23 protein-coding genes are annotated in these 25357 nt (G+C 59.2%); 9 read left to right on the top strand and 14 right to left on the bottom strand.

Annotated features, from left to right (window positions below):
• The first annotated feature begins 36 nt into the window (after window positions 1-36).
• Window positions 37-1995 (top strand): hypothetical protein, encoded by a 1959-nt coding sequence (locus ACIONG_RS06945; RefSeq protein WP_401297643.1) that lies wholly within the window; start codon window positions 37-39, stop codon window positions 1993-1995.
• Between the two features lie 122 nt (window positions 1996-2117).
• Window positions 2118-4502: an autotransporter outer membrane beta-barrel domain-containing protein gene (locus tag ACIONG_RS06940; protein WP_401297640.1), complete on the top strand. Its 2385-nt coding sequence runs from the start codon at window positions 2118-2120 to the stop codon at window positions 4500-4502.
• Between the two features lie 252 nt (window positions 4503-4754).
• On the opposite strand, the gene ACIONG_RS06935 is transcribed toward ACIONG_RS06940, so the two are convergent.
• The gene (locus ACIONG_RS06935; protein ID WP_401297637.1) at window positions 4755-5150 is read right to left on the bottom strand and encodes a YbaN family protein; all 396 of its coding nucleotides are present in this window, start codon (window positions 5148-5150) and stop codon (window positions 4755-4757) included.
• A gap of 10 nt (window positions 5151-5160) precedes the next feature.
• Complete coding sequence (locus tag ACIONG_RS06930) at window positions 5161-5748, bottom strand: YecA family protein (RefSeq protein ID WP_007919726.1); 588 nt, start codon at window positions 5746-5748, stop codon at window positions 5161-5163.
• 411 nt (window positions 5749-6159) lie between these two features.
• Between ACIONG_RS06930 and recQ the strand changes: the two genes are divergently transcribed.
• The 3 genes from recQ to ACIONG_RS06915 all read left to right on the top strand — a co-directional run bounded on the left by recQ (window position 6160) and on the right by ACIONG_RS06915 (window position 10770).
• On the top strand, window positions 6160-8289 hold the full coding sequence (recQ, locus tag ACIONG_RS06925; protein ID WP_103305300.1) for a DNA helicase RecQ: 2130 nt from the start codon (window positions 6160-6162) through the stop codon (window positions 8287-8289).
• Window positions 8290-8423: 134 nt separating this feature from the next.
• Window positions 8424-8858 carry a MarR family transcriptional regulator gene (locus ACIONG_RS06920; RefSeq protein WP_213027896.1) on the top strand — a complete coding sequence of 145 codons (435 nt, stop codon included), beginning with the start codon at window positions 8424-8426 and terminating at the stop codon, window positions 8856-8858.
• A gap of 127 nt (window positions 8859-8985) precedes the next feature.
• Window positions 8986-10770, top strand: coding sequence for a FimV/HubP family polar landmark protein (locus ACIONG_RS06915; RefSeq protein ID WP_401297632.1), 1785 nt, complete (start codon window positions 8986-8988; stop codon window positions 10768-10770).
• A gap of 153 nt (window positions 10771-10923) precedes the next feature.
• On the opposite strand, the gene ACIONG_RS06910 is transcribed toward ACIONG_RS06915, so the two are convergent.
• Complete coding sequence (locus tag ACIONG_RS06910; protein ID WP_401297628.1) at window positions 10924-13113, bottom strand: patatin-like phospholipase family protein; 2190 nt, start codon at window positions 13111-13113, stop codon at window positions 10924-10926.
• Between the two features lie 71 nt (window positions 13114-13184).
• On the opposite strand from ACIONG_RS06910, the gene ACIONG_RS06905 reads away from it, so the two are divergent.
• Window positions 13185-13472 (top strand): SelT/SelW/SelH family protein, encoded by a 288-nt coding sequence (locus ACIONG_RS06905; RefSeq protein WP_103305382.1) that lies wholly within the window; start codon window positions 13185-13187, stop codon window positions 13470-13472.
• On the opposite strand, the gene ACIONG_RS06900 is transcribed toward ACIONG_RS06905, so the two are convergent.
• Window positions 13466-14359 carry a DMT family transporter gene (locus ACIONG_RS06900; RefSeq protein ID WP_401297625.1) on the bottom strand — a complete coding sequence of 298 codons (894 nt, stop codon included), beginning with the start codon at window positions 14357-14359 and terminating at the stop codon, window positions 13466-13468. The genes ACIONG_RS06905 and ACIONG_RS06900 overlap by 7 nt on opposite strands.
• Window positions 14360-14555: 196 nt before the next feature.
• Window positions 14556-15320 (bottom strand): AraC family transcriptional regulator, encoded by a 765-nt coding sequence (locus tag ACIONG_RS06895; RefSeq protein ID WP_401297623.1) that lies wholly within the window; start codon window positions 15318-15320, stop codon window positions 14556-14558.
• A 132-nt stretch (window positions 15321-15452) separates the two neighbouring features.
• On the opposite strand from ACIONG_RS06895, the gene ACIONG_RS06890 reads away from it, so the two are divergent.
• A complete protein-coding gene (locus ACIONG_RS06890) occupies window positions 15453-16268 on the top strand; it encodes a UDP-2,3-diacylglucosamine diphosphatase (protein WP_103305305.1) in 816 nt (271 codons plus the stop codon).
• A 116-nt stretch (window positions 16269-16384) separates the two neighbouring features.
• Here ACIONG_RS06890 and ACIONG_RS06885 read toward each other — a convergent pair whose 3' ends face one another.
• Together ACIONG_RS06885 and ACIONG_RS06880 are read right to left on the bottom strand one after the other, a co-directional pair.
• Window positions 16385-16975: an HD domain-containing protein gene (locus ACIONG_RS06885; RefSeq protein WP_401297621.1), complete on the bottom strand. Its 591-nt coding sequence runs from the start codon at window positions 16973-16975 to the stop codon at window positions 16385-16387.
• A gap of 23 nt (window positions 16976-16998) precedes the next feature.
• A complete protein-coding gene (locus ACIONG_RS06880; RefSeq protein ID WP_095187810.1) occupies window positions 16999-17310 on the bottom strand; it encodes a DUF962 domain-containing protein in 312 nt (103 codons plus the stop codon).
• Window positions 17311-17474: 164 nt separating this feature from the next.
• On the opposite strand from ACIONG_RS06880, the gene ACIONG_RS06875 reads away from it, so the two are divergent.
• Window positions 17475-18536: an AraC family transcriptional regulator gene (locus ACIONG_RS06875; protein ID WP_401297618.1), complete on the top strand. Its 1062-nt coding sequence runs from the start codon at window positions 17475-17477 to the stop codon at window positions 18534-18536.
• Here the strand turns inward: ACIONG_RS06875 and ACIONG_RS06870 are convergent.
• The gene (locus tag ACIONG_RS06870; protein WP_103305308.1) at window positions 18493-19947 is read right to left on the bottom strand and encodes a TrkH family potassium uptake protein; all 1455 of its coding nucleotides are present in this window, start codon (window positions 19945-19947) and stop codon (window positions 18493-18495) included. The genes ACIONG_RS06875 and ACIONG_RS06870 overlap by 44 nt on opposite strands.
• A gap of 121 nt (window positions 19948-20068) precedes the next feature.
• Here ACIONG_RS06870 and ACIONG_RS06865 point away from each other — a divergent pair, with 121 nt between their 5' ends.
• Window positions 20069-20635, top strand: coding sequence for a nitroreductase family protein (locus ACIONG_RS06865; RefSeq protein WP_401297616.1), 567 nt, complete (start codon window positions 20069-20071; stop codon window positions 20633-20635).
• A 259-nt stretch (window positions 20636-20894) separates the two neighbouring features.
• Here ACIONG_RS06865 and ACIONG_RS06860 read toward each other — a convergent pair whose 3' ends face one another.
• The 6 genes from ACIONG_RS06860 to ACIONG_RS06835 all read right to left on the bottom strand — a co-directional run bounded on the left by ACIONG_RS06860 (window position 20895) and on the right by ACIONG_RS06835 (window position 25306).
• On the bottom strand, window positions 20895-22235 hold the full coding sequence (locus tag ACIONG_RS06860) for a sensor histidine kinase (RefSeq protein ID WP_401297614.1): 1341 nt from the start codon (window positions 22233-22235) through the stop codon (window positions 20895-20897).
• Window positions 22236-22473: 238 nt separating this feature from the next.
• Entirely contained in the window at window positions 22474-22923 is a 450-nt protein-coding gene (locus ACIONG_RS06855; protein ID WP_103305311.1) for a Spy/CpxP family protein refolding chaperone, read from the bottom strand.
• A gap of 166 nt (window positions 22924-23089) precedes the next feature.
• Window positions 23090-23767: a response regulator transcription factor gene (locus tag ACIONG_RS06850; protein ID WP_016771129.1), complete on the bottom strand. Its 678-nt coding sequence runs from the start codon at window positions 23765-23767 to the stop codon at window positions 23090-23092.
• A 7-nt stretch (window positions 23768-23774) separates the two neighbouring features.
• Window positions 23775-24185: a translation initiation factor 2 gene (locus tag ACIONG_RS06845; RefSeq protein WP_103305312.1), complete on the bottom strand. Its 411-nt coding sequence runs from the start codon at window positions 24183-24185 to the stop codon at window positions 23775-23777.
• A 223-nt stretch (window positions 24186-24408) separates the two neighbouring features.
• Window positions 24409-24708: a YciI family protein gene (locus tag ACIONG_RS06840; RefSeq protein WP_096512859.1), complete on the bottom strand. Its 300-nt coding sequence runs from the start codon at window positions 24706-24708 to the stop codon at window positions 24409-24411.
• A 1-nt stretch (window position 24709) separates the two neighbouring features.
• The gene (locus tag ACIONG_RS06835) at window positions 24710-25306 is read right to left on the bottom strand and encodes a septation protein A (protein ID WP_401297611.1); all 597 of its coding nucleotides are present in this window, start codon (window positions 25304-25306) and stop codon (window positions 24710-24712) included.
• Between the last annotated feature and the right edge of the window lie 51 nt (window positions 25307-25357).

Raw genomic sequence — 25357 nt, 5'->3', positions numbered from 1 at the left:
TTCAAATATCTGCTTTAATATCAGGAGAGTGACAAAATGACTGTCCATGAAAAAAATACGCAAGGTGAGCCCGGCAGGGCGGCAATGAAGGCCATCCGCGCAGCCCGGGTGTCACGCGCTCCAACACCACCGAAGCTACAGGGCTTGCTGGATAATGTTACAGGTGACGATGAAAACAAACTACCGAAGGCTCGGCAGGGTTTTCCTAACGAAGTTATTATCGAAAACGTTCTGGATATCAATCCTGTCCCTCCACCTAATCGCGACGTAAAGTTGCAACTATTGTGGAATGGCATGGAAGTGGGCGATCCCATCATAGCGAAGACTCCGGTAACTACTCAGCAGAAACTGGTATTGCCGGGTCTTGAGACGAGTGCAGAAGGTCGGTTTGCATTGAGCTATAGATTGACCTATGTCAGGGATGTATATGATTTTCCAGTTCCGGAATTTATTCTGATTGATAAGGAGCCGCCGAATAAAAATATCGCTGGTGAGCCAATTGAATTACCGACCCCGTACGAGGACGGTCGTATAACAATAGAGCGATTGGCAACCGACCCTGATCTTGAGTTGACGATCCCGCTGCATCCCGATCGACGAACCGGGGATACTGCTCGTGTCTATATGGGCGAGAGCTATCCGGGCACGATCGTCGACACCTATATTGCCCCCGATGCCGGTAGCGATGCTATGACGGTCACACTGACGAAGGCCCGGATCGAAGCCGGGGGTGAGGGGAAACGAATCATTTATTACCAATGGCAGGATCGCGTTGGCAATGAAGGACCGCCTTCACATGAGCTGGACGTTCTGGTTCTGCTGACGCAGCAGCCCACTAACCTGAAGCCTCTTGAAGTGCCTGAGGCGCCGGCTCCCGATAACCTCATCACTATCAGCGATGCGTACCCTGATGTCGGCGTTATCATCCGCGCGTATGACAATGTTGGCGCGATGGATGAGGTAGCGCTGACGTGGGATGGCATTGCACAGCCACGCAAAAGGTCCGTTGATGGTTTTCCGATGATCTTCGACGTTCCTTACGACCATGTGAAATCCAAAGGACTCGGGGAAAGGCCTGTCAGCGTCACCTACTCGGTATGGCGTAGCACGCAGGAATATCCTGAAAACACGGTTGTGCCGGTGAAGGTCGACCTTCGGCGTCCTGGTACCCTGCCACCTGATCCAGAAGATCCGGAAACAGGCAACCCGAACTTGAGCGTGGTAAGGGTGCAAGCGGCAGTCACTACCGATCCCAATAAATTTGAGCTCGTCGATGCAGGGCAGGACGGCACGGCGAGTACAGTCATTGATAAAGTTCGAGAAGTTGGTGACGTCTATCAACTCTACTGGGGGGACGTAGCTGTTCCCGCTCCTGGAGGGGTGTATACCGTGACTGGTAGTGAAGTTGACGACGATCCGGTTCCGTTTACCATTCCACACGCATTTATTACTGCACAGGGTAATGGTCAGGCAATTCCCGTACATTACAAGATTACCAATCCCGCATTGCCCGACAATAATCCAAACCCGTCACTTCGACAGCCAGTGAGCGTTTACGTTATGCCCGTCACCTTGCCAGAGCCAAAGATCAACTTTACTTTCATGATTGGAAGTAGCGAATACTTGGACTGTGGGTCGCTGAGAAATATTGCCGGACAGGGACATGTAGCCGTTGTGACGGTTCCGGGCGGAGCGCCTTTGGAGTTGGGCATGGACTTGGAGTTTACCTGGACTGGCGTGGGCTGGGATGGAACAGATCCTGTTCCAATCACACCTTATGAATTTACCAAAAAACTTGCCAACGAAGAACATCGAGACGGATTCACTGTGTATATACCTTACAACGCCGTCTTGCAACCGATCATAGACGGCAGTGGGAGCATTGAATATTCAGCTTTAGTACAGGGTCGGTCTGAGACTTCTGATAAGCACGAAGTTCAAGTGATTGCCCGCACAGGCGACGGAGGTATGTGCCCGATCCCGACTGTTCGTTAATCGGTGTAACGAAAAAGGAAGATGCAAATCTTCCTTTTTCATTTGCGCTGCAGGTTTTTATGATGTGGGGTTTCGCAATGGAAGCGATGTGCGGATTCGGCGCGAGCGCGGGATAAAACCTCATGCAATATGAGACGTTTCCTACATTTTGTGGGTGGCACTTCCTATTACTCTGCTCACATCAAAGAATCTGTTTTTTAACACTCATACCATCGGAGAGAATTATGAGTTGTAAAAAGTCGAGAGGGCATTTTCTGTGCGCCGGCCGAGTAACCCTTCTGATGTTTTCACCTTTGTTTTTTGTCAGCTCGCCCCTGATGGCATTGACCATCGTGGGGGCGGGGGAAAGTCGAAGCATAGACAACGCCACGCCAACTGATAATTACCTGGTGAACAGCGGCGGTATCCTGAACGCCCATAATGCCGGTACTTATGAAGTTCTCGTTCAGTCCGGATCGACAATAAATGCGACAGGGGGCACTTTCGCCGGTCGCAATGGCAATAGTGGTATTACCCTCTCGAACAGTCAGGCAACGTTGATCGGAGTAACGCTCACCAGTGATGACGCCGCACTGACGCTGAGGCGCCAGGTGGGAACGCTTACCGGTTCTGCTGCCGTAGTGACAGACAGCGTCCTGCGCGGTGGAATAGCGGGTGTTGCGATTACAGGATTGAGTACCCTCGAACTTAATGGCGGTGAAGTCACGGGTACCCTTGCGGACAGCGTCGGTATCGAATTTTTTGCAGGTACGGTTCGGGCGAACGGCACAATTATCAGTGGTGACGCCAACGGTGTGCGGATGGCCCTGAGTGGTCAAGGGTTGGCAGAGACCGATCTGACGCTTGATGGCGCAACACTTGAAGGGCGGTTATCGTCAGCCATTCTTGTCGAGGAAGGGGTGCAGGCGGATATTCATGTTCTGAACAACTCGAAATTGCTCGCTGGCAATAACATCCTGCTCGATGTGCAAGGTGCTTCAACGGTTACCATGGCAGTTGCCAACAGCACGTTGCAAGGCAACATCAACATTGCGGACGGCAGCACCGCCAACCTCACTTTCGATCAGGGCCAGATGACCGGCGACGTGCTGGTCGATGGCAGTTCCTCAGCCAGCGTGACCTTGCAAAACCAATCACAGTTCACCGGTCGCCTGGACAAGGTCGCCAGCGTCAACATCGACAGCCATTCGAACTGGACGCTGACAGGCAACGACTCGATCGGCGCCCTGGGCATGAATGGCGGCAGTGTCACCTTTGGCGCCGCTGATGCGCCCGCCACCTATTACCAATTGAATGTCGGCGCGCTGTCTGGCAATGGCACCTTTGTCATGAAGGGGGATTTTGCTACGGGAGAGCATGACTTCCTGAATGTGGTCGGCGCATCAGCGGGTGACTTTGCTCTCGCGGTGGCGGCGTCGGGCCTGGATGCGGTGTCGCCTCAGCAATTGACGCTGGCACGCACCAGCAGTACCAATGGTGCGCAGTTTGCACTGGCGGGCAACAGTGTGGTCGACGTCGGCACCTGGTCTTACAGCCTGGCCAATCGAGAAAACGGCGAAGGCGGCAGGGACTGGTTTCTTGACCCTACCACCGCCGTGATCAGCCCTGGCGCGCGTTCAGTGCTGGCACTGTTCAATACCGCGCCCACCGTGTGGTACGGCGAGTTGAGCTCGTTGCGCAGCCGCATGGGTGAGCTGCGTTTCAACGGCGGTCAGGCCGGTGGCTGGATCCGCACCTACGGCAACAAATACAACGTGGCCGACGGTTCGGGAACCGGTTATCAGCAACAGCAGCAGGGCGTGTCCCTTGGCGCCGACGCCCGGATAGGTGAAAGCCAGGTGTTGGTCGGTGTGCTGGCGGGCACGAGCCAGTCTGATCTGGATTTGAATCGTGGCACCTCGGGCACGGTGAAAAGCTATTACGTCGGCCCGTACGTGACCTGGCTCGACAGCGACACCGGTTACTACGTTGATGGCGTGCTCAAGTTCAACCGCTTTCGCAACGAATCAAAGGTCAACCTGAGCGACGGCAGTCGTACCAAGGGCGATTACGACAACTGGGGTGTGGGCGGTTCGGCGGAATTCGGTCGGCATATCAAACTGGCTGACGGTTACTTCATCGAGCCTTTCACGCAATTGTCGGCGGTGCAGATACAGGGCAAACGCTACACGCTGGACAACGACATGGACGCCGACGGCGATCGCATGCGTTCACTGCTCGGCAAGGCCGGTGCCACGTTCGGGCGTAACTTCGGCTTTGGTCATGGCGCCGTTGCACAGCCCTATGTGCGCGCGGCAGTTGCCCACGAATTTGCCTCGAACAATGAGGTGAAGGTCAACAACAACGAGTTCAACAACGACCTGTCAGGTTCCCGGGCCGAGTTCGGAGCGGGGGTGGCGGTGGCCATGTCTGCGCAGTGGCAAGTGCATGCCGATTTTGACTACTCGAAAGGCGAGCACATCGAGCAGCCCTGGGGGGCCAATGTCGGGGTGAGGTATAGCTGGTAGGTCTGACAGCGCTGGCGAGGCGACGGTGTGATCTTCAGAACATCGTCAAGGAGTAAAAAAAGCCGCTTCTCTGTAACAGAGCAAGCGGCTTTTTCGAATAAACCTGCCAGCCTTTACAGGTGAGGAAGGTTGGGCTGTAAGTACAAAATGAGTAGGTTTGGCCGACCAAAAATCGGAATGATTGACTGAATGACAGCCCCGAGTGACCTGAAGTGGCCGTGGTGTCGAGCCCGCGCGGGTGAGTCCGCAGATTCAGTCTTTTTCCAGGGTCTTCTGCCGCAAGATATAAACCGTCACCAACACCGCACTGGTCAACATGAACCCCCGCGCCCACGGCAGCGGCACCAGGTAGCAGGAAAACAGAATGCTCGCCCACATCAGCCCGATCGCGTAGACCTTGCCCTTGAGCGGAATGCCGTTGCCATTCAGGTAGTCGCGAATCCACGGCCCGAGTTTCGGATGCTCGACCAGCCAATGATAGAAACGCGGAGAGCTGCGGGCGAAACACGCGGCCGCGAGTAACAGGAAGGGAGTGGTGGGGAGGACGGGCAGGAAAATCCCGATCACCCCCAATGCCACGCTGAGCCAGCCGATGGCCAGCAGGCAGTAGCGCAACATCAGGGGGCGGTTGCCTATGGGATTGTCCATAGGCCGGATCTTAGTGGTGACGTGGCTTGAGGATCGCCGGTTTTTCGTCGGGCGCCTGGCACAGCAGGTACAGCGCCGTCAGGGCTTCCGGGATCTGCACGATCATGTCGTCCATCAGGTTCGCATCCTTGGCGATGTCTTCGAACTCTGGCTGTTCGTCGAACAGGCCCGAACCGACCATGATCGGCAGGAGCATTTCACTGACTTCTTCTTCGGCGGTTTCGAACCAGGCCGCTTCACGCAGGAACACGCCTTCCATGAAGCCGATGCACCAGCCGCGCAGTTCGGAATCGTCCGGCTCTTCGCCCAGATCCAGTTCGCAGGGCAGCTCGAATTCTTCGTCGGAAGCGAGTTGACGGGCGATGTGCGCCTTGAGGCCGATCAGGGTGGCTTCGATCTCTTCGCGCTGGGCGTCGCTGCTGTAATGCGGCTCTTCAGCGAACAGGGCGTCGATCCATTCACGCTCCGGTACGTCTTCGGCGCAGATCGACAGCGCGGTCAGGTAGCCGTGAGCGGCCACGTAATCCAGTGCCTCGTCGTGCAGCTCGTCGGCATCGAGGAAGACTTGCAGGCGGGTCAGTTGCTCAGCGAAGGACATTACGGGGCTACCTTGGGGGAATAAACAATGCGGGAATTCTAGGCCTTCTTGAGCGCTCAAGCCAGCCGCATGGCAGATTTGCCGCAATTGCCGGCCGGCCTACAAACTGAAGGTGGGCAACGACTCCTGTGGGAGCGGGCTTGCCCGCGATAGCGGTGTATTTGTCGATGAAGAAGTTTGCCGTGCCGGCCATCGCGGGCGAGCCCGCTCCCACGGGGTTTCGTATTGGTGACTAGCGGAGTCTTATCAGCGGCACCCTGTGCCGGGGAACGCTCGGGTATACTGCCGCGTTTTGCGATCCCTGCCCGTAAGGCGGCCGCCATGCAACGCGTCCTTACGTTTTGTTTAAGCAGCCCTGGCTGTCTTGAACCAGCCTGAGCAGGGATGTATCAGTAGATTTTTGGAGTTTTTATGCTCGAACAGGCTCAACGCGTCCTCAAGGACATCTTCGGCTACGACAGTTTCCGTGGCCGTCAGGGTGCAATCATTGAGCGCGTGGCCAGCGGCGGTGATGCGCTGGTGCTGATGCCTACCGGTGGCGGCAAATCCCTGTGCTTCCAGGTGCCGGCGTTGCTGCGCGATGGCTTGGCGGTAGTGGTGTCGCCGCTGATCGCCTTGATGGACGACCAAGTTGCCACCCTCGAAGAGCTGGGCGTGGCCGCCGCCGCGCTGAACTCCACGTTGAGCGCCGAGCAGCAGCGTGATCTGGCCGCGCGGATCAAGCGCGGCGAAGTGAAAATGCTCTATCTGGCGCCGGAACGTCTGGTGCAGCCGCGCATGTTGTCTTTCCTGCAAGGGCTGAACATCGCCCTGTTCGCCATCGACGAGGCGCACTGTGTTTCGCAGTGGGGTCACGACTTCCGTCCGGAATACCTGCAACTGGGTCAGTTGGCGGAGATGTTCCCCGATGTGCCACGCATCGCCCTGACCGCCACCGCCGACAAGCGTACCCGCGAAGAAATCGTCACACGCCTGCATTTGCAGAATGCCGAGCGCTTTCTGTCGAGTTTCGACCGGCCCAACATCTTCTATCGCATCGTGCCCAAGGAACAGCCGCGCAAGCAGTTGCTGGCGTTCCTCGCCGAGCGGCGAAGTGATGCCGGCATCGTTTATTGCCTGTCGCGCAAGAAAGTCGAGGAAGTGGCGGCGTTCCTCAGCGAGCAAGGCTTCCCGGCGCTGCCGTATCACGCCGGCCTGCCCAACGATCTGCGCGCCTATCACCAGAAACGCTTCCTCAACGAGGAAGGCCTGATCATGGTCGCCACCGTGGCGTTCGGCATGGGTATCGACAAACCCAACGTGCGTTTCGTCGCCCACCTCGACCTGCCGAAGTCCCTTGAGGCGTATTACCAGGAAACCGGGCGCGGCGGCCGTGACGGTCTGCCGGCGGACGCGTGGATGGCGTACGGTCTGCAAGACGTGGTGATGCTCAAGCAGATGCTGCAAAACTCCGAAGGCGACGAGCGCCACAAGCGCTTGGAGCAGCACAAGCTCGATGCAATGCTCTCGCTGTGCGAAGAGACCCGTTGCCGCCGACAGACGCTGCTGGCGTATTTCGATGAAGAGATGGCGGAGCCTTGCGGCCATTGCGACAACTGCGTTGATGGCGTGCAGACCTGGGACGCCACCGAGCCTGCTCGTCAGGCGTTGTCGGCGATCTATCGCACCGGTCAGCGTTACGGCGTCGGCCATCTGGTTGACGTGCTGCTGGGCAAGGACAACGAAAAAGTTCGCAGCTTTGGCCATCAGCATCTGTCGGTGTATGGCGTAGGCAAGGCGCTGAGTGAAAGCGAATGGCGCTCGTTGTTCCGCCAGTTGGTGGCGCGTGGCCTGGCCGATGTCGATCATGAAGGCTATGGCGGCTTGCGCCTGAGCGACACCTGCCGGCCATTGCTCAAGGGCGAAGTGACCCTGGAATTGCGCCGTGACCTGAAACCGCAAGTCACCGCCAAAACCGCCAGCAAGAGCCCGGCCAGCCAACTGGTGCGCGGCGAGGAACGCGAACAGTGGGAAGCCTTGCGCGCCCTGCGGCGCAAACTCGCCGAAGAGCATGGCGTGCCGCCGTACGTCATCTTCCCCGATTCGACCCTGCTGGAAATGCTCCGCAGCCAGCCAACCTCGCTGGCGGACATGGCCCGGGTCAGCGGCGTCGGTGCGCGCAAGCTGGAGCGTTACGGCGATGCTTTCCTCGAAGTGCTTGGTGGCGAGGCCGAGGCGCCGAAAGTGGTGGCCGACGTGCGTCACGAGTTGATCACCCTGGCTCGCGCCGGCATGACGCCGATGCAGATCGCCGGGCAATTGCAGTGCTCGGAAAAGAACGTTTACACCATGCTCGCCGAAGCGATTGGCAAGCAACAGTTGTCGCTGGAGCAGGCCCTGGATTTGCCTGAAGAACTGATGGGCGAAGTGCAGGACGCGTTCCTCGATGGCGAGGGCGAGTTGCCGTCGGTCGCCGAGATCGCCGAGTTGTTTGCCGGCCGCGTGCCGGAGGGCGTGCTGTACTGCGTGCGGGCTGCGCTGCAATCTGAATTTGAGATGTGAGATGGCGTTTGCGCCAAGCGCTATACAGTTGTAACGATTCAGTACAGACCGCCACTTGCCTATAGCTGCAGCTCATGCTTAGCTGACTAATAATTAGTTTTTCTCTATTACTTCAGTCTAATCATGAGTGTTTTATGCCGTTAACCGATCAACACCGCTTTGGCATGCAACTGGCCCAGATGTCCCGCGGCTGGCGTGCCGAGCTGGACCGGCGCCTGGCCGGCCTCGGCCTGTCTCAGGCGCGCTGGCTGGTGCTGCTGCATCTGGCGCGTTTCGAAGAAGCACCCACCCAACGCGAGCTGGCGCAAAGCGTCGGCGTCGAAGGTCCGACGCTCGCCCGCTTGCTCGATAGTCTGGAAAGCCAGGGTCTGGTGCAACGCCAGTCCGTGATGGAAGACCGCCGGGCGAAAAAAATCGTCCTGTGCGCACCCGCCCTGCCGCTCATCGAACAGATCGAAACCATTGCCACGCAACTGCGCCATGAATTGTTCGATGGCGTGGATGAGGCGGATTTAAAGGTGTGCATGCGTGTTCACGGGCACATTCTGGCCAATCTGGAAAAATCTTGAGGCATAACCGCGTGCCGGTTTTTTGAGAGATCGGGCTGGGCAGACTATAAGAACTACTGGGCAATATCGTGTTCGTACCGGATGTGCGAACGCATAGAAGTCGGTTTTGCTTATTTAAGGGATGCTCATGCTCGCAAGTTGGCACGTGGTACTGCGCGTTAGCGCCAAAGCGCTGTTGGTCGCTGGCGCCGTCGGCTATTCAACCTTGTCGCTGGCCCTGGGGCTGGGTGACATCACGGTTCATTCCGCGCTCAATCAGCCGCTAAAGGCCGATATCGCGCTGTTTGATGTCGGTGGTCTGACGCAGAACGATCTGTCGGTGAGCCTGGCCACGGCAGACGAGTTCGGCCGTGCCGGGGTCGAGCGGGTGTTCTTTCTCAGCGACCTGAAATTCACGCCAATCCTGCATGGCAATCGCCAGATGATCCGGGTGACCTCCAGCAAACCGGTCAACGAACCCTTTCTGAATTTCCTTGTGCAACTCAATCAGCCCAACGGCCGTCTGCTGCGCGAGTACACGGTGCTGATCGATCCACCGGGCTCGCCGGGTATCGTGCCGGCCACCGATGAGCCGGATCCCCGCGCACAGTCCTCGGCGTTTCCCACGGTCGAACCCGTCACTGCGCCGCCACAGGGGACGCAGGGCAAACGCGACACACCGGCTGCGCCATCGCCCGTAACGACGCCGGCCAACGATGCGCTGGCCGAACAATTGGCCGCCAGCGTGCTGCTGAACCAGCAGTTGCAAAAGTCTCTCGACGAACTGAACGCGAAACTGCAGGCGCAGGATGTGCAGATTGCCGACGGCAAGAAGCAGGTCAGTGATTTGCAAACGCGCCTGGCCGAACAGCAAAAGCCCCCGCCAGCGCCCGTCGTCACACCGACGCCAACGCCAGTTGCTGCACCCGTCGAATCCACGGATGAAGGTTTGAGCTGGCCGTTGTTGGGTGGTCTGCTGCTTTTGCTGGGCGTGTTGGCCGCTTTGTTTGTTCACCGCCGACGCCAGCAACAGCTGCAAGGCGTTGCACCGCTGCCGCTGTTGCCACTGCGCAATGAGCCGGATGTTGATGAAACCGAAGATAGCCGTCCCGTCACGGCTCACGCTGTAGCTGAACAGCGAGAAGAACCGGCGGCAGGTGATGTGCTGGAAGCGGTGGGGATCTACCTCGCCTATGGGCGACTTGGCGAGGCGGCCGGGTTGTTGCGCGATGCCTTGCACAAGGAGCCCGAGCGTGTCGACCTGGGTCTGCAATTGCTGGAAGTGCTGGGGCGTCAGGGTGATAGCGCGGCGTTCGAGCAACAGGAAAGTCATTTGCGAGCGCTTGGCGTGGACGCGCAGTCCTTACAGGAAATCCGCGTCCGGTATCCGAAACTGGCGAACAGCGCGCCGTTGGCGGCAGTTGCCCCTGTGGTCGCCAGCGTAGTTCCCGCCGTCGTCGCTGTTCCTGAGCCCGCACCACCCGAGGATGATTTCGAGTTGAATCTCGACGAGTTGTCGATGGATGCCAGTTGGGATCTGGAGGACAGCCGTTCGGCGCCGGTTCAGCCATCCGCTGCAGAGTCCGCTTTCAGTTCCAGCCTGCAAGTCTTGCCGCAGGGCTTTGAACTGCCGGAGACCTCGGTCAGCGAGGACGCCGAACTTGAGTGGATTCCCGAGCCGGATACGCAAGCGCTGGACGATGATTTTCTCGATGAGTTTGCTGATCCAGCGCCATCGCTCACGCTGGAGCCGTTGGCGTTGCAAATGTCGGAGGCGGAGGAGGCAGCGGGTGCCGGGAAGCTCGAACAGGCACAAACCTGCATTGATGACGGAGACATCGACAGCGCGATTGCCTTGCTCAATGAATTACTCAAGGAAGGCGATGAGCCATTGAAGCAAACCGCCCGAACCCTTCTGGCGGGCATTCGCTGATCCAGACGTTCATTGACTGATGTGGTGTTCTTGACGACGCCATCGCGGGCAAGCCCGCTCCCACAGGTTGTTTGCTGTGTCCCATTTCTCGACAACACAACAAATCCCTGTGGGAGCGGCAATAGAACAGGCACCGCCCATTCTGAATCCTGATCAGAACGTCTGCCCCAGATTCAGATAAACCGCCTGCTCATTTGCATCATTCAATCCATAACTGAAATTCAACGGCCCCAGCGGCGTATCGAAACCGATAAACACACTCGCTGCATTGATGTATCCACTGTCGAACTCATTGTCGTTGTTCCACGCCCGTCCACGTTCCAGCGAAGCTCCGGCATACAGCGGGAAGTCCAGCGGCAGGTACGAGCGCGGTGTCAGTCGACGGTAATAAACGGCGCGCATCAAACTGACGTTCTGCCCGGAAATCGCATCCTCGCGGAACCCCGACAATTGCCGTGCGCCGCCGAGCAGGAAACTCGACGTCACCACGTTGGTGTCGTCGAGGGTACGGCCATAACGCCCACCGAGAATCAGTGTGTCTGGCCCGCGGCTCATCGCCTTGTCGAGTTTGAACTCCCACTGTCGATAGCGCGTATCCGAACCCAGGCTTGGCTCGAATTGCAGGAACGTCAGGCTGATGTCCTTGCCTTCATGGGGGTAGTAAACGTTGTCCAGCGAATCGTAGGAATACTTCAGCGAGTAGAAACCTTCGTTGAAGTTTTCGCTGGGCAGATCCTGATCGCCGATCCGCACGTCAGCCTTGCCCCAGGCCTCGCCGACACCGAAACGCACTTCACCGTTGTTGCCGATTTGCCGGCCGACATTCAGCGCCATGCCGTAGCGCTCGACGCGGTACTGGGCGATCGGATCATTGTCGAGCACGGCATCGACGTTCTGTGCTTCGAACACCACCGAGGGCGCAATGAAGTAGCGCGAACCGACGTCCAGTGGCTGATAGAACTCGCTGTACAGTTCCTGTTTGTCGCCAAGCTGCGCCCGGGTCAGCCATTCCGCACCGAGGCGATTGATACCGTTGATGCGGTAACTGGCGCCGAGGTTGAAGGCGCTGTCGCCGCGCATGTCGTCCGACAGGTTCAAGCCGACGCGCAGATAATCGGTGCCGCTGCGCTTGCCCCGGGCGCTGATCACCAAGGTGTGATCCTGGCCCTTGTGCACCACGCGATACTGCACCTGCTCGAAGTAGTCGAGGCCGTACAAGGTGCCCATGTCTGAATGCAATCGGCCAAGATCCAGCGGCTCGCCGATGTGTTGACGGATGTAGTAGCGGATCACATCGTCGTCGACCTTCGAGTCGTTCTCGACCTTGATCGCGGTGATGATGGGCGTGCGTTGACCGGGTGCGCGGGCGGCGTTGAGTTCGGCGTCCTGAGACTCGCTCGGCTTGAGTCGGGCGAGGCGGGCGTCGAGGATTCGGGTGGCACGATAACCGGCATCAATCATCTCCTGGGCGCGGCCGAAATCGGTGACACCGAAGCTGGCCAATGCCGGTTGGATCAACACGTCAGTCGATTTGAGGGCGGCCAGTTGTTCTTCGGAGTTGCGCCGGGTCATCAGGGTGATCGACTGGTTAAGCACATCGACCACGGTGGTCAGTTGCTTGCGATTGCGCAGCGGTGTGCCGATGTCGACCACGATGGCGATATCGACGCCCATTTCCCGCGCCACATCCAGCGGGATGTTGTCGGTCATGCCGCCGTCCACCAGCAGCCGACCATCGAGTTCGACCGGGGCGAAAACCGCCGGGATCGACATGCTGGCGCGGATCACCTGAGGCAGGTGGCCTTTGCGGAACACCACTTTCTCGCCGTTCGCGATGTCGGTGGCCACGGCGCGGAACGGGATCGGCAGTTTGTCGAAATCCCGGGTGTCACTGGTGTGGGCCAGCAGGCTTTCCAGCAGCAACGCGAGGTTCTGGCCCTGAATCTCCCCCAGTGGCAGGCCGAGGCTGCCGTCGTCGCGAAAACTGAGTTTCTGTTTCACCAGAAAGTCGCGGTCATCCTGCTTGCGCCGGAATGGCACGTCCTCGCGGGGCGGCGCATCGGACAGCGCCTGTTGCCAGTCGATACCCAGGGCGAGTTTTTCCAGTTCATCGATCTTGTAGCCCGAGGCATACAGACCGCCGACCACTGCGCCCATGCTGGTGCCGGCGATCGCATCGATCTTGATGCCCTGTTCTTCCAGTGCCTTGAGCACGCCGATGTGCGCGAGCCCGCGAGCGGCACCGCCGGACAGCACCAGGCCAACTTTCGGCCGTGGCGCTTCAGCGGCGCAAAGCAACATTGGAAGGAAACCAAGCAACAGGCAGAACAGCAGACGGCGCATTGTGAGTCTCGGGGCAAACGATAAAGCCGGCTATTATAGCGGCGCCCTCTGTCTCAGGAGTTTCAATGAACATGTCTGCCGCAAAAGCCGAAGTCGTCATTACCTATTGCACCCAATGCCAGTGGCTGTTGCGCGCCGCGTGGCTGGCGCAGGAACTGCTCAGCACCTTCGGCGATGACCTCGGCAAAGTGTCGCTGGTGCCGGGCACTGGCGGCGTATTCCACATTACCTGCGCGGGCGTGCAGATCTGGGAACGCAAGGCTGACGGCGGTTTCCCCGAGGCGAAAGTGCTGAAGCAGCGGGTGCGCGATCAGATCGATCCTGACCGCGACCTCGGCCACAACGACCGCACTCAGTGAGACGCGACCTCGGCGGCAACAGTTTTCTTGTCGGTGCTGCCGGACATCCGCGCGGACACGACGATGGCGACGATGATCAGCGCGCCGCCCATCAACATCCGTAGCGTCGGATTTTCGTTGAACAACAGCCAGGCGACGGTGATGCCGTAGACCGGCTCCATCGCAAACACCACCGCAGCGGTGCGCGCCTTGATCACCGCCAGGCTGGCAACGAACAGGCTATGGGCGACGCCGGTGCAAAACACGCCGAGCAGGGCGATCCACAACCAGTCCAGCGCGCGCACCTCACTGAGTTGCGGTGCCGCAACCGGCAGCAGACACAGCGCCACCACCACGTTCTGACACAGCGCCGCCTGCACCGCCGGAATGCGCCCGGAGCTGGCGCGGTTGGTCAGCGACAGCAGCGCGAACAACAGGCCCGACAACACCGCCCAGAGCAAACCCATGGTCGCGCCGCTGGCCAGATCGAATGCCGGGGTCACGAGGATCAGGCCGACGCTGACCAGTACCACCAGCACGATTTCATTGGCGCGGATGCGCTCGCGGAAAATCAGCCCTTCCAGAATCACCGTGAATGCCGGAAAACTGGCAAAACCCAGAGTGGCGATAGCCACGCCGGCCACCTTCACCGCGATGAAAAAGCTCACCCAGTGCCCGGCGAGCAATACGCCGCTGAGGACGAGACGGCGCCAGTCCACGGCTTGCAGTTTTTGCCAGCCGTGCTGACTGGCGAAACGGGCGAAAAATCCCAGGGCAAGCACAGCGAAAGCGGCTCGTCCGAACACGATAACAGCGGGCGAGGCGGCGGCGAGTTTGCCGAACACACCGGTCAGGCCGAACATCAGGGCACCGATATGCAGGGCGCCAAGGGCGGTACGCGGAGTCATTGCAATCCTTCTACTAACGCAAATTCAACCTACATTGAACCGTTGATCGTTCCCACGCTCTGCGTGGGAATGCCTCTAGGGACGCTCTGCGTTCAGTAACGCGGAGCGTCACGGGCTGCATTCCCACGCAGAGCATGGGAGCGATCAACCCGTAGGCTCATTGAAGCGCGTTCAGGCCAATAAGTCTGTCGGCAGACTATCGTCTTTTGTCGCAGGAATCGCGCCGAAGCTGGCCGGGTGATGAGCCGAACTCACGTAGGACAGCGGCTGAAAAGGCACTCTGCGAGCTGTAACCGACGCGACTGGCGATTTCACCTATCGGCAATGCGGTGTCGCGCAGCAGTTGCACCGCCAGATGCAGCCGTCGACTGCGAATGTAATCCATCGGCGTCTGCCCGCATTCGGCCATGAAACGGGCATGCAGACGCGCGCTGGACAACCCGGCAACCCGCGCCAGATCTGCGACCTGCAATGGGTAAGCGGCGTTCTGTTCGATGTGCGCATCCAGTGCCGCATAGGGCAGGCGCCGGGCGGCGAATTCGACCGGTTGCGCATGATTGAGGCTGGCCAGCAGCAACACCGCACCTTGCTGGGCAATCAGCGGGTCGCTGACCGGACTGTGCGCCAGCCAACTGACCAATTGGCTTTGCCCGCCATCCAGCGACAGACGAGCAGGAGTGTCGAGCAAGCGGCGGCTGGCCTCGGCATGATCACCGAGTGAATCGGCAAGCCATTGCCCGTCAGGAATATCCAGCACCAGACAGCGACTACCCTGCGGACTGCCGCAGGCGTGATGGGCGCCGGAAGGGATGACCACGAAACTCTGCTGCCGCACCTGGCTGCCGCAGCCCTCGACCTCGAAATCCAGCGCACCGGACAGACCGAACACCAATTGGGCATGCTCGTGGCTGTGAACGATCAAGTCGTGGGTGTACTGACGCAGGGTGAGAATCGGTCGCATGGCAAGTCTCCGGGCAGGCAGCCAGTCTACACCGACGCAACCGGGATGCGCTGTCACAGGACTGACTCGCGCCTGTCATGGTCGATTAACCGGACGGGCGCACTCTGGCGAAAACATCGCAGAGGGTTGCCCATGACCAGCGCCGAGCTCGCCAGACCCAGTCGTAAACAACGGGTGCGCACCTTGTGGATTTCCGACGTGCACCTGGGCACGCGGGATTGCCAGGCCGAGCACTTGTCGCAATTTCTCAAGGGCTACCATGCCGACAAGATCTACCTGGTCGGCGACATCATCGACGGCTGGAAACTGCGCGGTGGCATGTATTGGCCGCAGGCGCACACCAACGTGATTCGCCGCTTGCTGACCATGAGCAAGCGCGGCACCGAGGTGATCTATGTCACTGGCAACCACGATGAATTCCTGCGCCGGTATTCGAAACTGATTCTGGGCAACATTCAGTTGGTCGACGAGGCGGTGCACGTCACGGCGGACGGTCGGCACTTGCTGGTGATTCATGGCGACCAGTTTGATGTGATTACCCGTTATCACCGCTGGCTGGCTTTTCTCGGCGACTCCGCCTACGAGTTCACCCTGACGCTCAATCGCTGGCTCAACCACTGGCGCGCCCGTTATGGCTACGGTTATTGGTCGTTGTCGGCGTATCTGAAGCACAAGGTGAAGACCGCGGTGAGTTTTATCAGCGATTTTGAAGAAGCCATCGCCCATGAATGTGTGAAGCGCGAACTGCACGGAGTGGTGTGCGGGCACATTCACCATGCCGAGATCCGCAAGGTCGGTGAGGTGGATTATCTCAATTGCGGCGATTGGGTGGAGTCGTGCACGGCGCTGATCGAGCATTGGGATGGCACGATCGAGCTGTATCGGCTGGCGGATGCGCAGGCGCGTGAGGCGGAACTCAAGGCTGCCAAAGTCGTTGAGGTTGCCTGAATTCTCGAGTGTTTGAGAGGGCCCCATCGCTGGCAAGCCAGCTCCCACAGGGTTTATGAACGCCACAAACCCATGTGGGAGCTGGCTTGCCAGCGATGAGGCCGGAACAGGCAACATCAAGCTGGGCTGTGTTCTTCCATGGCAGCCTTGTAGATCGAGTTCTTCGGCTGCGCAAACAGCCTTTCCAGCATCGGTTCAAAGAAGCTCAACGGCAGCGTGTCATACGCCGGGTCAAACGCCGCCGCGTCGTATTTGGCGCAAAACTCGGCGGTCGCCTGAAACTGCGGGTGCTCTTTGAACTGCTCGCGCAAGTGCCGATCCATGCCCAGATGATGAAAGAAGTAATAACCCTGAAACACCCCGTGCTTCTCGACCATCCACAGATTCTCGACACTGACGAACGGCTTGAGGATCGCCGCCGCAATATCCGGATGGTTATACGAGCCCAAAGTGTCGCCAATGTCGTGCAGCAATGCGCAGACCACGTATTCCTCGTCACGCCCGTCGCGAAAGGCGCGGGTCGCGGTTTGCAGCGAATGGGTCAGGCGGTCCACCGGGAAACCGCCGAAATCACCTTCGAGCAATTTCAGGTGGGTCATGATCCGTGACGGCAATTGCTTGGCATAGGCACTGAAATCCGCAGCGATGATCGCCCAGTCTTCCTGGGTGCCATCTTGCATATGGGTGAAACGGGCGCTGGCGTTCATCGGCCATCCTCAGTGTTGTTTTTTCAGAAGGCCACGCGACCGAGGATCATGTCGCGATACATGACGAAGTCGCCGAGCAGGCTGTACAGCGGATGCTGAAACGTCGCCGGACGGTTCTTTTCAAAGAAGAAATGCCCGACCCAGGCGAAGCTGTAACCGGCCAGCGGCAGGGCCAGCAACAGCAGCCAAGCGCCCTTGGCGATGGTCATGGCGAGAATGAAAATTACCAGTGTCGTGCCGATGAAATGCAACCGACGACAGGTACTGTTGCTGTGTTCGCTGAGGTAATACGGATAGAACTCGGCGAAGCTGTTGAAATGCTTGATGTTTTCCACGACCGCGATCTCTGTGGTTATTGTTCTGGCGACGAGTTGTTCTGCGGGTAGCTTATTTGAGTCTAGAGTGATCATTGGCGTGGGCCAGTGACAATCGGCGCCACTTTAGTATCCTTCGCAAATCAGGCCGTAGCATGCGGCCCCTCATGTAAAAGAATAACGCCATGAGCGAACGAACAACTTCTGCAAGCTGGGCGATGGGGATTGTCAAAGCACTGGAGATGGATGGCCTGGATTGCCGGGTACTGTTCAAGCAACTGGGGCTCGATTATTCGGCCCTGGATGATCCGGATGCGCGTTTTCCGCAAGATTCCATGACCCGACTCTGGCAACGGGCGGTCGAGTTGTCCGGCAACCCGGCGATCGGCCTGAACATGGGCAAAGTGGTGCGCCCGGCGTCGTTCCATGTCGCCGGTTATGCGCTGATGTCCAGCAACACCCTCGCCGAAGGCTTTCAGCGACTGGTGCGCTATCAGCGCATCATTGCCGAAAGTGCCGACCTGAGTTTTCGCTTGCTGGAAGAAGGCTACGCGCTGATCTTGACCGTGCACGGCGACCATCTGCCGCCGACCCGGCAAAGTGCCGAGGCTTCGCTGGCCTGCGCTTTGGGCCTGTGTGGCTGGTTGACCGGGCGCACGCTGCACCCGGTCAAAGTGCTGGTGCAAGGCGATGAACCGGAAGATCTGCAACCTTACAAACAGGCTTTCCATGCACCACTGATGTTCAATGCGCCGTACGACGCGTTGATCTTCGAGCGCGCCGACATGGAAGCGCCGCTGCCCACGGCCAATGAGGCGATGGCGTTGCTGCATGACCGGTTTGCCGGGGAGTACCTGGCGCGGTTTTCCGAAAGTCGCGTGACCCACAAGGCGCGGCAGGTGCTGTGCCGTTTACTGCCTCAGGGCGAACCCAAGCGCGACACCGTTGCGCAGACGTTGCACCTGTCGCAGCGCACCTTGCAGCGCCGGTTGCAGGAGGAGGGCACAAGCTTTCAGCAACTGCTCGATGACACCCGCCGCGAACTGGCCGAGCAGTATCTGGCGCAACCGAGCATGACGTTGCTGGAAATCGCCTATCTGTTGGGTTTTGCCGATCCGAGCAACTTCTTCCGCGCCTTCCGTCGCTGGTTCGACACAACGCCCGGTGATTACCGGGCGCAGCTGTTGCAGGCGCCGAATGTGATCAGTGACGCCAAAAGGCCGGAATACACAGCACAAACACCGTAATGATCTCCAGTCGGCCAAGCAGCATGCCGAACGACAGGATCCACTTGGCCGCGTCCGGCAGGGTGGCAAAGTTGCCCGCCGGACCGATGGTTTCGCCCAGACCCGGGCCGACGCCGGACACGGTACTGGCAGCGCCGGTCAGCGCGGTCATCCAGTCGACGCCGAGCAGCGACAGCAGCAGGGCGATAACGCAGATGGTGATCGCAAAGAAAAACGAAAAGGTCAGAATCGAACGCACGATCTCTTCATCGAGGCGGTGACCGTTGTACTTCTGCTTGATCACCGCGCGCGGGTGAATCAGTTGGTTAAGGTTGGCCTTGAGCAGGATGTACGCGACCTGGAAGCGGAAGATCTTGATCCCGCCCGCCGTCGAACCGGAGCAGCCGCCGACGAAGCCCAGATAGAAAAACAGCATCAGCGAGAAGTTGCCCCACAGGCTGTAGTCGCCGAGGGCGAAACCGGTGGTGGTGACGACTGACGTCACGTTCAGCGCCACATGCCGCAACGCATCCAGCCAATGCAGATTGGTCGTCCACCAATACCAGGTGCCGAGCACCAGCCAGGTCACCAGCAACATGCCGAGCAAGCCCTGCACTTGTTGATCCTTGATCAACGCCTTGCGGTTGCCGCGCAACGTCGCCACGTAAAGGGTGAACGGCAGGCTGCCGAGAATCATCACCACCACCGCGACCCAGTGCACCGCCGGTTGTGTCCACTTGGCCAACGACTGGTCGGACGTCGAGAAACCACCGGTGGAAATCGCCGACATCGCGTGGTTGATCGCATCGAACGGGCTCATCCCGGCCCACCAGAACGCCAGGCTGCCGAGGATGGTGATGCCGACATACGCCGCCACGATCAGCCGCGCCACCATGTGCGAGCGGGGCATGACCTTTTCCGAACGGTCCGAGGATTCGGTCTGGAACAGGCGCATGCCACCGATGCGCAGCAGCGGCAGAATCGCCACCGCCATACCGATAAAGCCGATGCCACCGATCCAGTGCAGCAGCGAGCGCCACATCAGGATGCCGGGGGACATGGTGTCGAGGCCGTTGAGCACGGTCGAGCCGGTGGCGGTGATGCCGGACATGCTTTCGAAGAACGAATCGGTGTAGCTGATGTGCTGGGTCAGCAGAAACGGCAGCGCGGCGAAAATACACACCACCAGCCAACTGCTGACAGTCAGCAAATACATGTCACGCGGGCGCAGGTGAATGTGTTCGGGCCTGCCGGGAATCACCAGCGCAAGACCGGCGACGAAGGTAATCATGCTCGCCCAGAGGAACGATGGCAGGTCGCTGGTGCGCTCGAAAATCACCAGGGTGGCCATGGGCACAACCATGGCGACGGCCAGGGTGATCAGGAAGATGCCGATGATGAAACCAATGATCCGTAAGGTCGGCAACGCCATGAAGTCCGCTCGGGCTGATGTAAGAAGGGCGCCATTCTACCCGTGGGACAGGGCATGTAAACCGGCATCCCGTTGGCAGATGCAGCTAGAATAGCCGCACATTTTTCTCAGGAGGTGGCCGATGCAGGCTCTCGACGCTTTGCTCAACCGTGTTTCCGTTCCCCGCCTGGTCGAACCGGCCCCCACTGCCGAGCAGCGCGAAGCGCTGTTTGGCGCAGCGTTGCGCGCGCCGGATCACGGGCATTTGCAGCCGTATCGCTTCCTGACGGTCGAAGGCGCAGCGCGTGAGCAGATGGGCGAGTTGCTGGCTGAAGCTGCGCAAATGCAGGAAGGCGAAGTCACCGAAGCAATGATCGACAAGGCCCGCAACGGCCCGCTGCGTGCGCCGCTGGTGGTTGTGGTGATCGCCAGATTGCAGGAACACGTCAAGTATCCGAAGGCCGAGCAATTGCTCGCGGCCGGGTGTGCGGCGCACGGGATTTTGCTGGCGGCGTATGCGCAGGGGATTGGTGCGGTGTGGCGTACGGGTGATTTGGCTTATTCCAGGCATGTGGCGCAGGGTTTGGGCTTGACCGAGGGTGAAGAGATGATTGCTTTCCTTTACCTCGGCACTCCGCAGAAAGAACCGCGTGTGGCGGAGAAAGTTGATCTGGCCGAGTTTGTCAGCGCCTGGCCTGGTAAAGCCTGAAGATCAAAAGCCCCTCATCGGAACGCCGCCCGCCTAATCCTCTCCCGGAGGGAGAGGGGATTGATTGGTGGGTGCTCAAGAGTTACGCCGACGTGGGCGATCTTCGTGGAATCCAGAATCGACTTCGGTTTAAGTCGAATTCAAAGTTGATCAGGCCTCCGAATCCATAATCAACTCGGTTTTTCAGGTCGATGTATGACGCCAGACACTGCGGTCGGCTCCCTCTCCCTCCGGGAGAGGGTTGGGGTGAGGGCGGCTCTTAGGGTTGCACCACCGCGCCTGGCACCAGCGGCAATTCCAGGCTGGCAATAAACCCGCCCTGCGGATGATTGGCCAGCGTCAGACTGCCGCCATGCCGCTCCGCCGCCCTTCGCGCAATCGCCAATCCCAAACCATGCCCGGCGGCAGTCTGCCCCGGCGCCCGATAAAACGGTTCGCCCAACTGCTTCAGATGCTCTTCCTGCACCCCGGGCCCATGATCGCGCACGCTCACGATAATTTTTTCGCCTTGACGCGATGCCTGCATTTCAATGGCCTGGTCCTCAGGGTTGAAACGCTGAGCATTGCGCAGCAGGTTGTCGATGGCCCGCTCAATCATCGTCGGCCAGCCTTTGAGGTTCAGTTGCGGCTCGGCTTCCAGGCGTACCGTCTGCTCCGGCGAGCCAAGCTGCGCGTCTTTTTGCAGGGTACCCAGCAGCGCATTCAGATCCACTTCTTCAGCACTGGCATTGTCGGCATCGACCCGCGCCAGCACCAGAATTTCACTGATCAACGCTTCCAGCCGATCACACTCGCGGGTCAGGCGTGGCCAGAGTTTTTCCCGTTCTTCAGGGTTGGCGCGTTCGGCCAGCGCCAAGGCGATACGCAGCCGCGCCAGCGGCGAACGCAGTTCGTGTGAGACATCGCGCAATAGTTGGCGCTGACTGCCGATCAGGCTTTGCAGGCGCGCGCCCATACGGTTGAAATCGGTGGCCAGTACGCCGAACTCATCGCGACGGTTGGCCAGTTTCGCCAGGCTGTTTTGCTGATAAGTCGTCTGCCCCAGATCATGCACCGCGCCGCGCAAACGGCTGAGCGGGCGGGTGATGGAAAAGGTCACGAGCAGACTGAACAGGGTCAGTACCACCAGCGCGATCCCCAACGCGCTCAACGGCCAAAGCAGGCTTTCGCGATGCCAGGCGTCGAGTTCCGGGTGCGGGATGCGGTAAATGAACAGGTAAGTGTCGCCGGTTTTGTCACTGGTGAACTCGTCTGTCAGGCGCCGCCATGGCAGGCGGCGGTCATCGTTGTTCTGGCGTGCTTCGAAGGCGGCGGCGCGGCGGGGGAAGGTGCCGCGTACCACCGGGTCGCCGCTTTCGTTGAGCACCTGAACGTCGATGTGATACTGGCGTTTGCGTTGTTCGAGGATGTCCTGGGCGGCTTCTTCGCCTTGCGCTTCGTAGGTCTGCGTCCACTCGGAGGCCAACGTGTTGAGGCCCGGATGGCGGCTGAGGATCCACGCGTCCTGATTGAGCATGTGCCCGAGCAGAATCGAAAGCCCTGCCACCAGAGCAATGGCCAGCCAGAAGCTTGCGAGAATACGCCAGAACAATGAACGCACAGAAAATCCTCAATCAAACACAGTCCATGTTGGAAGCCCTGTGGTGAGGGGATTTATCCCCGATGGGACGCGTAGCGGTCCCAAAACCTGCGAATGCGGATTGCCAGATACATTGCATCCGCTGATTTTGCGACTGCTTCGCAGCCGATCGGGGATAAATCCCCTCGCCACCAGGCCTCAACATTAGATCGAAAACAAAAGACCCGACGGATTTAACCGTCGGGCCTGGGTTAGAACATTATTGCGCCTTTTGCGGCTGCTGCGCTTTCCACGCCTTGAACTCGGCCCATTCGGCGCGGCGCTCGGCTTGTTTCTTCTGGATCTCGTCGAATTTCTTCTGTTGATCCGGTTTCAATACCGCACGCACATCGGCTTCGGCTTTCTTATGGTTAGCGGCCATTTCGTCTTTCAGGGCTTTCTGGTCAGCTGGCGAAAGTTTTTCCAGGTACTTGTCGACCACTTGCTTACGCTCGTGCATCTGCTCGCCCATGATCTTGCGGATCTGTTCACGCTGTTCGCGGGACAGGTCGAGTTGGCTGTACGGACCTTTGCCGTGCATGCCGTGCATCTGACCGCCGTGGCGTGGGCCGTCGAGCGGGCCACCCATCGGGCCGCCATCCTGTGGCATGGCCATGGCGACGGTTGGCAGAGCGGCAGCGAACATCAAAGCGATAAGAGTCTTGCGCATGGTGTATCTCCTTGTCTCGTTCCCGGTACGTTCCGGATGTGTGCAGATTACGGAGATCAAGGTCAGCGGCGGTCAGCGCTGCGTAAAGCTTGGGTAAAGACGCTTTGCCATCAGCCTGACAAAACACTGTGGTGAGGAAGCAAGCTCCCTCGCCACAGATGGGTATTTACAGGCTGTAGTAATAGCCGCGGCTGCGCAGGGCGACGATGCGCGGGCGACCGTCCGGGTGGGGGCCGATCTTTTTACGCAGGTTGCTGACGTGCATGTCGAGGCTGCGATCGTACAGGGTCAGTTTGCGGCCGAGGGCGAGTTGCGCCAGTTCCTGTTTGTCCAGCGGCTCGCCGGGTTGCTTGAGCAAGGCTTCGAGCAGACGGCTTTCGGAGACGGTCAGCGTCAGTTCTTTCTCATCGATGCTGACCACACCGCGCACCGGGCTGAAACTCAGGTCGCCCAACTCGAGTTGCGTCGACACCGCGGCCGGATGACTGCGGCGCAACACGGCGCGCAGGCGAGCGGTCAGTTCACGGGGATCGCAGGGTTTGGCCAGGTAATCGTCGGCGCCCAGTTCCAGGCCGAGGATACGATCCAGCGGTTCGCCGCGTGCCGATAGCATCAGCACCGGCAGATCGGCGTGATCGTTGCGCAGTTGCTTGAGCAGTTCCAGACCGCTGCCGTCGGGCAGCATCACGTCCAGCACCACCGCCGCCGGGGCGGTTTCCGCCAGTGCCTTGCGGGCGCTCTGACCATCGTGGCAAGCACGCACCTGAAAGCCTTCCTGGCTCAGCCAACTGCTCAGAAGTTCACATAACTCCTGGTCATCATCAATCAGTAACAGCTCGCTCATGACTCACTCAATTTAACCATTGCCGACGTTTTCGGCTTGCACCACTGGCAAAGATACCGCAGAGCAGCGCCAATAGCGCTACCCCGGCCCCGGTAACGAACCACTGCTGCTGATCGGTCAACAGGCGCGGCAGCGGGCTGGCCTGGGCTTCCTTGAGTTGCAGCTTGAGGCGCTGGTTCTCTTGGCGTAGCCGGGCGAGCTGAGCGCTTTCGCGTGTGTTGTCGGCATTTTGCAGTTGTTTGTTCAATTCTTCTCGCTGCTGCTCGCTGGCCTTGAGGCGCTGCTGCAACTCGGTGATCTGACTGCCGGCGCTCAATGACAGCGGCGTGGAGTTACCGCCTTCGGTAGTTTCCTCACCATGGGCGGGCGCCATGATCGACAACGTGACCAACATCAGACACAACGGACCCTTGCGCATCGCGACACCTGCTTCCAAATGGATATTGGGCAGGTTGTCGGCAGGCAAACGAGAATAATGAGCGATTGAGAGCGGCAAGAACCGAGAAGGTTCAGTGCCAGAGGTAATGTCGCGGGTGGTGAGAGCACAGGTTGTAACTGTGGCGAGGGAGCAAGCTCCTTCGCCACAAGTTTTCTGCTCAGCCAGTTTTTAACTAAGCAGCAATTGCCTCAGTGGAGGGTTTTTACGGCAAAACCTGCTTGAACGGCTTCACAACCACATTGGCATACACGCCAGCGGCAATGTACGGGTCAGCATCAGCCCACGCCTGCGCGGCGCTCAGGGAATCGAATTCGGCGACGATCAGGCTGCCGGTGAAGCCCGCTGCGCCCGGATCATTGCTGTCGACGGCCGGATGCGGGCCGGCCAGGACGATGCGGCCTTCGCCCTTGAGCACTTGCAGACGTTCCAGATGCGCAGGGCGCGCAGCCAGGCGCGCTTCCAGCGAGTTGGCGACGTCGGTGGCAATGATTGCGTAGAGCATGTCAGTCCTCGGTTTTTGGTGTTGTGGTATCGGTGTCGTGCAGGTGACGGGACAGGTAAATGCCCTGTGCGACCAGGAACAGCACGGTCATGCCCAGGCTGCCGAACACCTTGAAATCGACCCAGTAACTCTGGAAGGTGAAGGCGACGAACAGGTTGGCGGCCCCGCAGAACAGGAAAAAGACGATCCAGGCGATGTTCAGGCGTGTCCAGACCGGATCCGGCAGGGTCAGCGCGTGGCCCATGATTCGTTTGATCAGCAGGCGGTCACCGATGAAGTGACTGCCGATGAAGGCCAGAGCGAACAGCCAGTTGACCACCGGGGCTTTCCATTTCAGGAATGTCTCGCTGTGGAAGGCCAGGGTCAGGCTGCCGAAGACGAGGCAGGCGATCAGGGTCAGCCATTGGCTCTTTTCCAGCCTGCGCTGCTTGATGAACAGTGCGCCGTACACCACCAGGGAGCTGATGATCAGCATCGCAGTGGCGCTGTAAATACCGCCTACAGTCAATTCATGGCCGGCGATGTCGACGGTGCGGGGATCGAGTTTGTAGACGATGAAGAACAGCAGAAGCGGGATGAAATCGATGAATTGTTTCACAGTGAGAGCCAGATGCCGGATGTGGCGGCATAATAACAAACATATGGGCGC

It is taken from the genome of Pseudomonas sp. NPDC087817 (assembly GCF_044742875.1).
Classification (GTDB): Bacteria; Pseudomonadota; Gammaproteobacteria; order Pseudomonadales; family Pseudomonadaceae; genus Aquipseudomonas.
This window is presented reverse-complemented; position numbering and strand designations above follow the sequence as displayed.

What these genes read in the sequence shown, in the direction of transcription:
- recQ (WP_103305300.1), top strand. Translation starts at nt 6,160, where the DNA reads ATGCTCGAACAGGCTCAACGCGTCCTCAAGGACATCTTCGGCTACGAC.
- ACIONG_RS06875 (WP_401297618.1), top strand. Translation starts at nt 17,475, where the DNA reads ATGAGCGAACGAACAACTTCTGCAAGCTGGGCGATGGGGATTGTCAAA.
- ACIONG_RS06940 (WP_401297640.1), top strand. Translation starts at nt 2,118, where the DNA reads ATGCAATATGAGACGTTTCCTACATTTTGTGGGTGGCACTTCCTATTA.
- ACIONG_RS06895 (WP_401297623.1), bottom strand. Translation starts at nt 15,320, where the DNA reads ATGCGACCGATTCTCACCCTGCGTCAGTACACCCACGACTTGATCGTT.
- ACIONG_RS06920 (WP_213027896.1), top strand. Translation starts at nt 8,424, where the DNA reads ATGCCGTTAACCGATCAACACCGCTTTGGCATGCAACTGGCCCAGATG.
- ACIONG_RS06910 (WP_401297628.1), bottom strand. Translation starts at nt 13,113, where the DNA reads ATGCGCCGTCTGCTGTTCTGCCTGTTGCTTGGTTTCCTTCCAATGTTG.
- ACIONG_RS06865 (WP_401297616.1), top strand. Translation starts at nt 20,069, where the DNA reads ATGCAGGCTCTCGACGCTTTGCTCAACCGTGTTTCCGTTCCCCGCCTG.
- ACIONG_RS06850 (WP_016771129.1), bottom strand. Translation starts at nt 23,767, where the DNA reads ATGAGCGAGCTGTTACTGATTGATGATGACCAGGAGTTATGTGAACTT.
- ACIONG_RS06900 (WP_401297625.1), bottom strand. Translation starts at nt 14,359, where the DNA reads ATGACTCCGCGTACCGCCCTTGGCGCCCTGCATATCGGTGCCCTGATG.
- ACIONG_RS06870 (WP_103305308.1), bottom strand. Translation starts at nt 19,947, where the DNA reads ATGGCGTTGCCGACCTTACGGATCATTGGTTTCATCATCGGCATCTTC.
- ACIONG_RS06840 (WP_096512859.1), bottom strand. Translation starts at nt 24,708, where the DNA reads ATGCTCTACGCAATCATTGCCACCGACGTCGCCAACTCGCTGGAAGCG.
- ACIONG_RS06945 (WP_401297643.1), top strand. Translation starts at nt 37, where the DNA reads ATGACTGTCCATGAAAAAAATACGCAAGGTGAGCCCGGCAGGGCGGCA.
- ACIONG_RS06885 (WP_401297621.1), bottom strand. Translation starts at nt 16,975, where the DNA reads ATGAACGCCAGCGCCCGTTTCACCCATATGCAAGATGGCACCCAGGAA.
- ACIONG_RS06915 (WP_401297632.1), top strand. Translation starts at nt 8,986, where the DNA reads ATGCTCGCAAGTTGGCACGTGGTACTGCGCGTTAGCGCCAAAGCGCTG.
- ACIONG_RS06930 (WP_007919726.1), bottom strand. Translation starts at nt 5,748, where the DNA reads ATGTCCTTCGCTGAGCAACTGACCCGCCTGCAAGTCTTCCTCGATGCC.
- ACIONG_RS06845 (WP_103305312.1), bottom strand. Translation starts at nt 24,185, where the DNA reads ATGCGCAAGGGTCCGTTGTGTCTGATGTTGGTCACGTTGTCGATCATG.
- ACIONG_RS06905 (WP_103305382.1), top strand. Translation starts at nt 13,185, where the DNA reads ATGTCTGCCGCAAAAGCCGAAGTCGTCATTACCTATTGCACCCAATGC.
- ACIONG_RS06935 (WP_401297637.1), bottom strand. Translation starts at nt 5,150, where the DNA reads ATGGACAATCCCATAGGCAACCGCCCCCTGATGTTGCGCTACTGCCTG.
- ACIONG_RS06855 (WP_103305311.1), bottom strand. Translation starts at nt 22,923, where the DNA reads ATGCGCAAGACTCTTATCGCTTTGATGTTCGCTGCCGCTCTGCCAACC.
- ACIONG_RS06890 (WP_103305305.1), top strand. Translation starts at nt 15,453, where the DNA reads ATGACCAGCGCCGAGCTCGCCAGACCCAGTCGTAAACAACGGGTGCGC.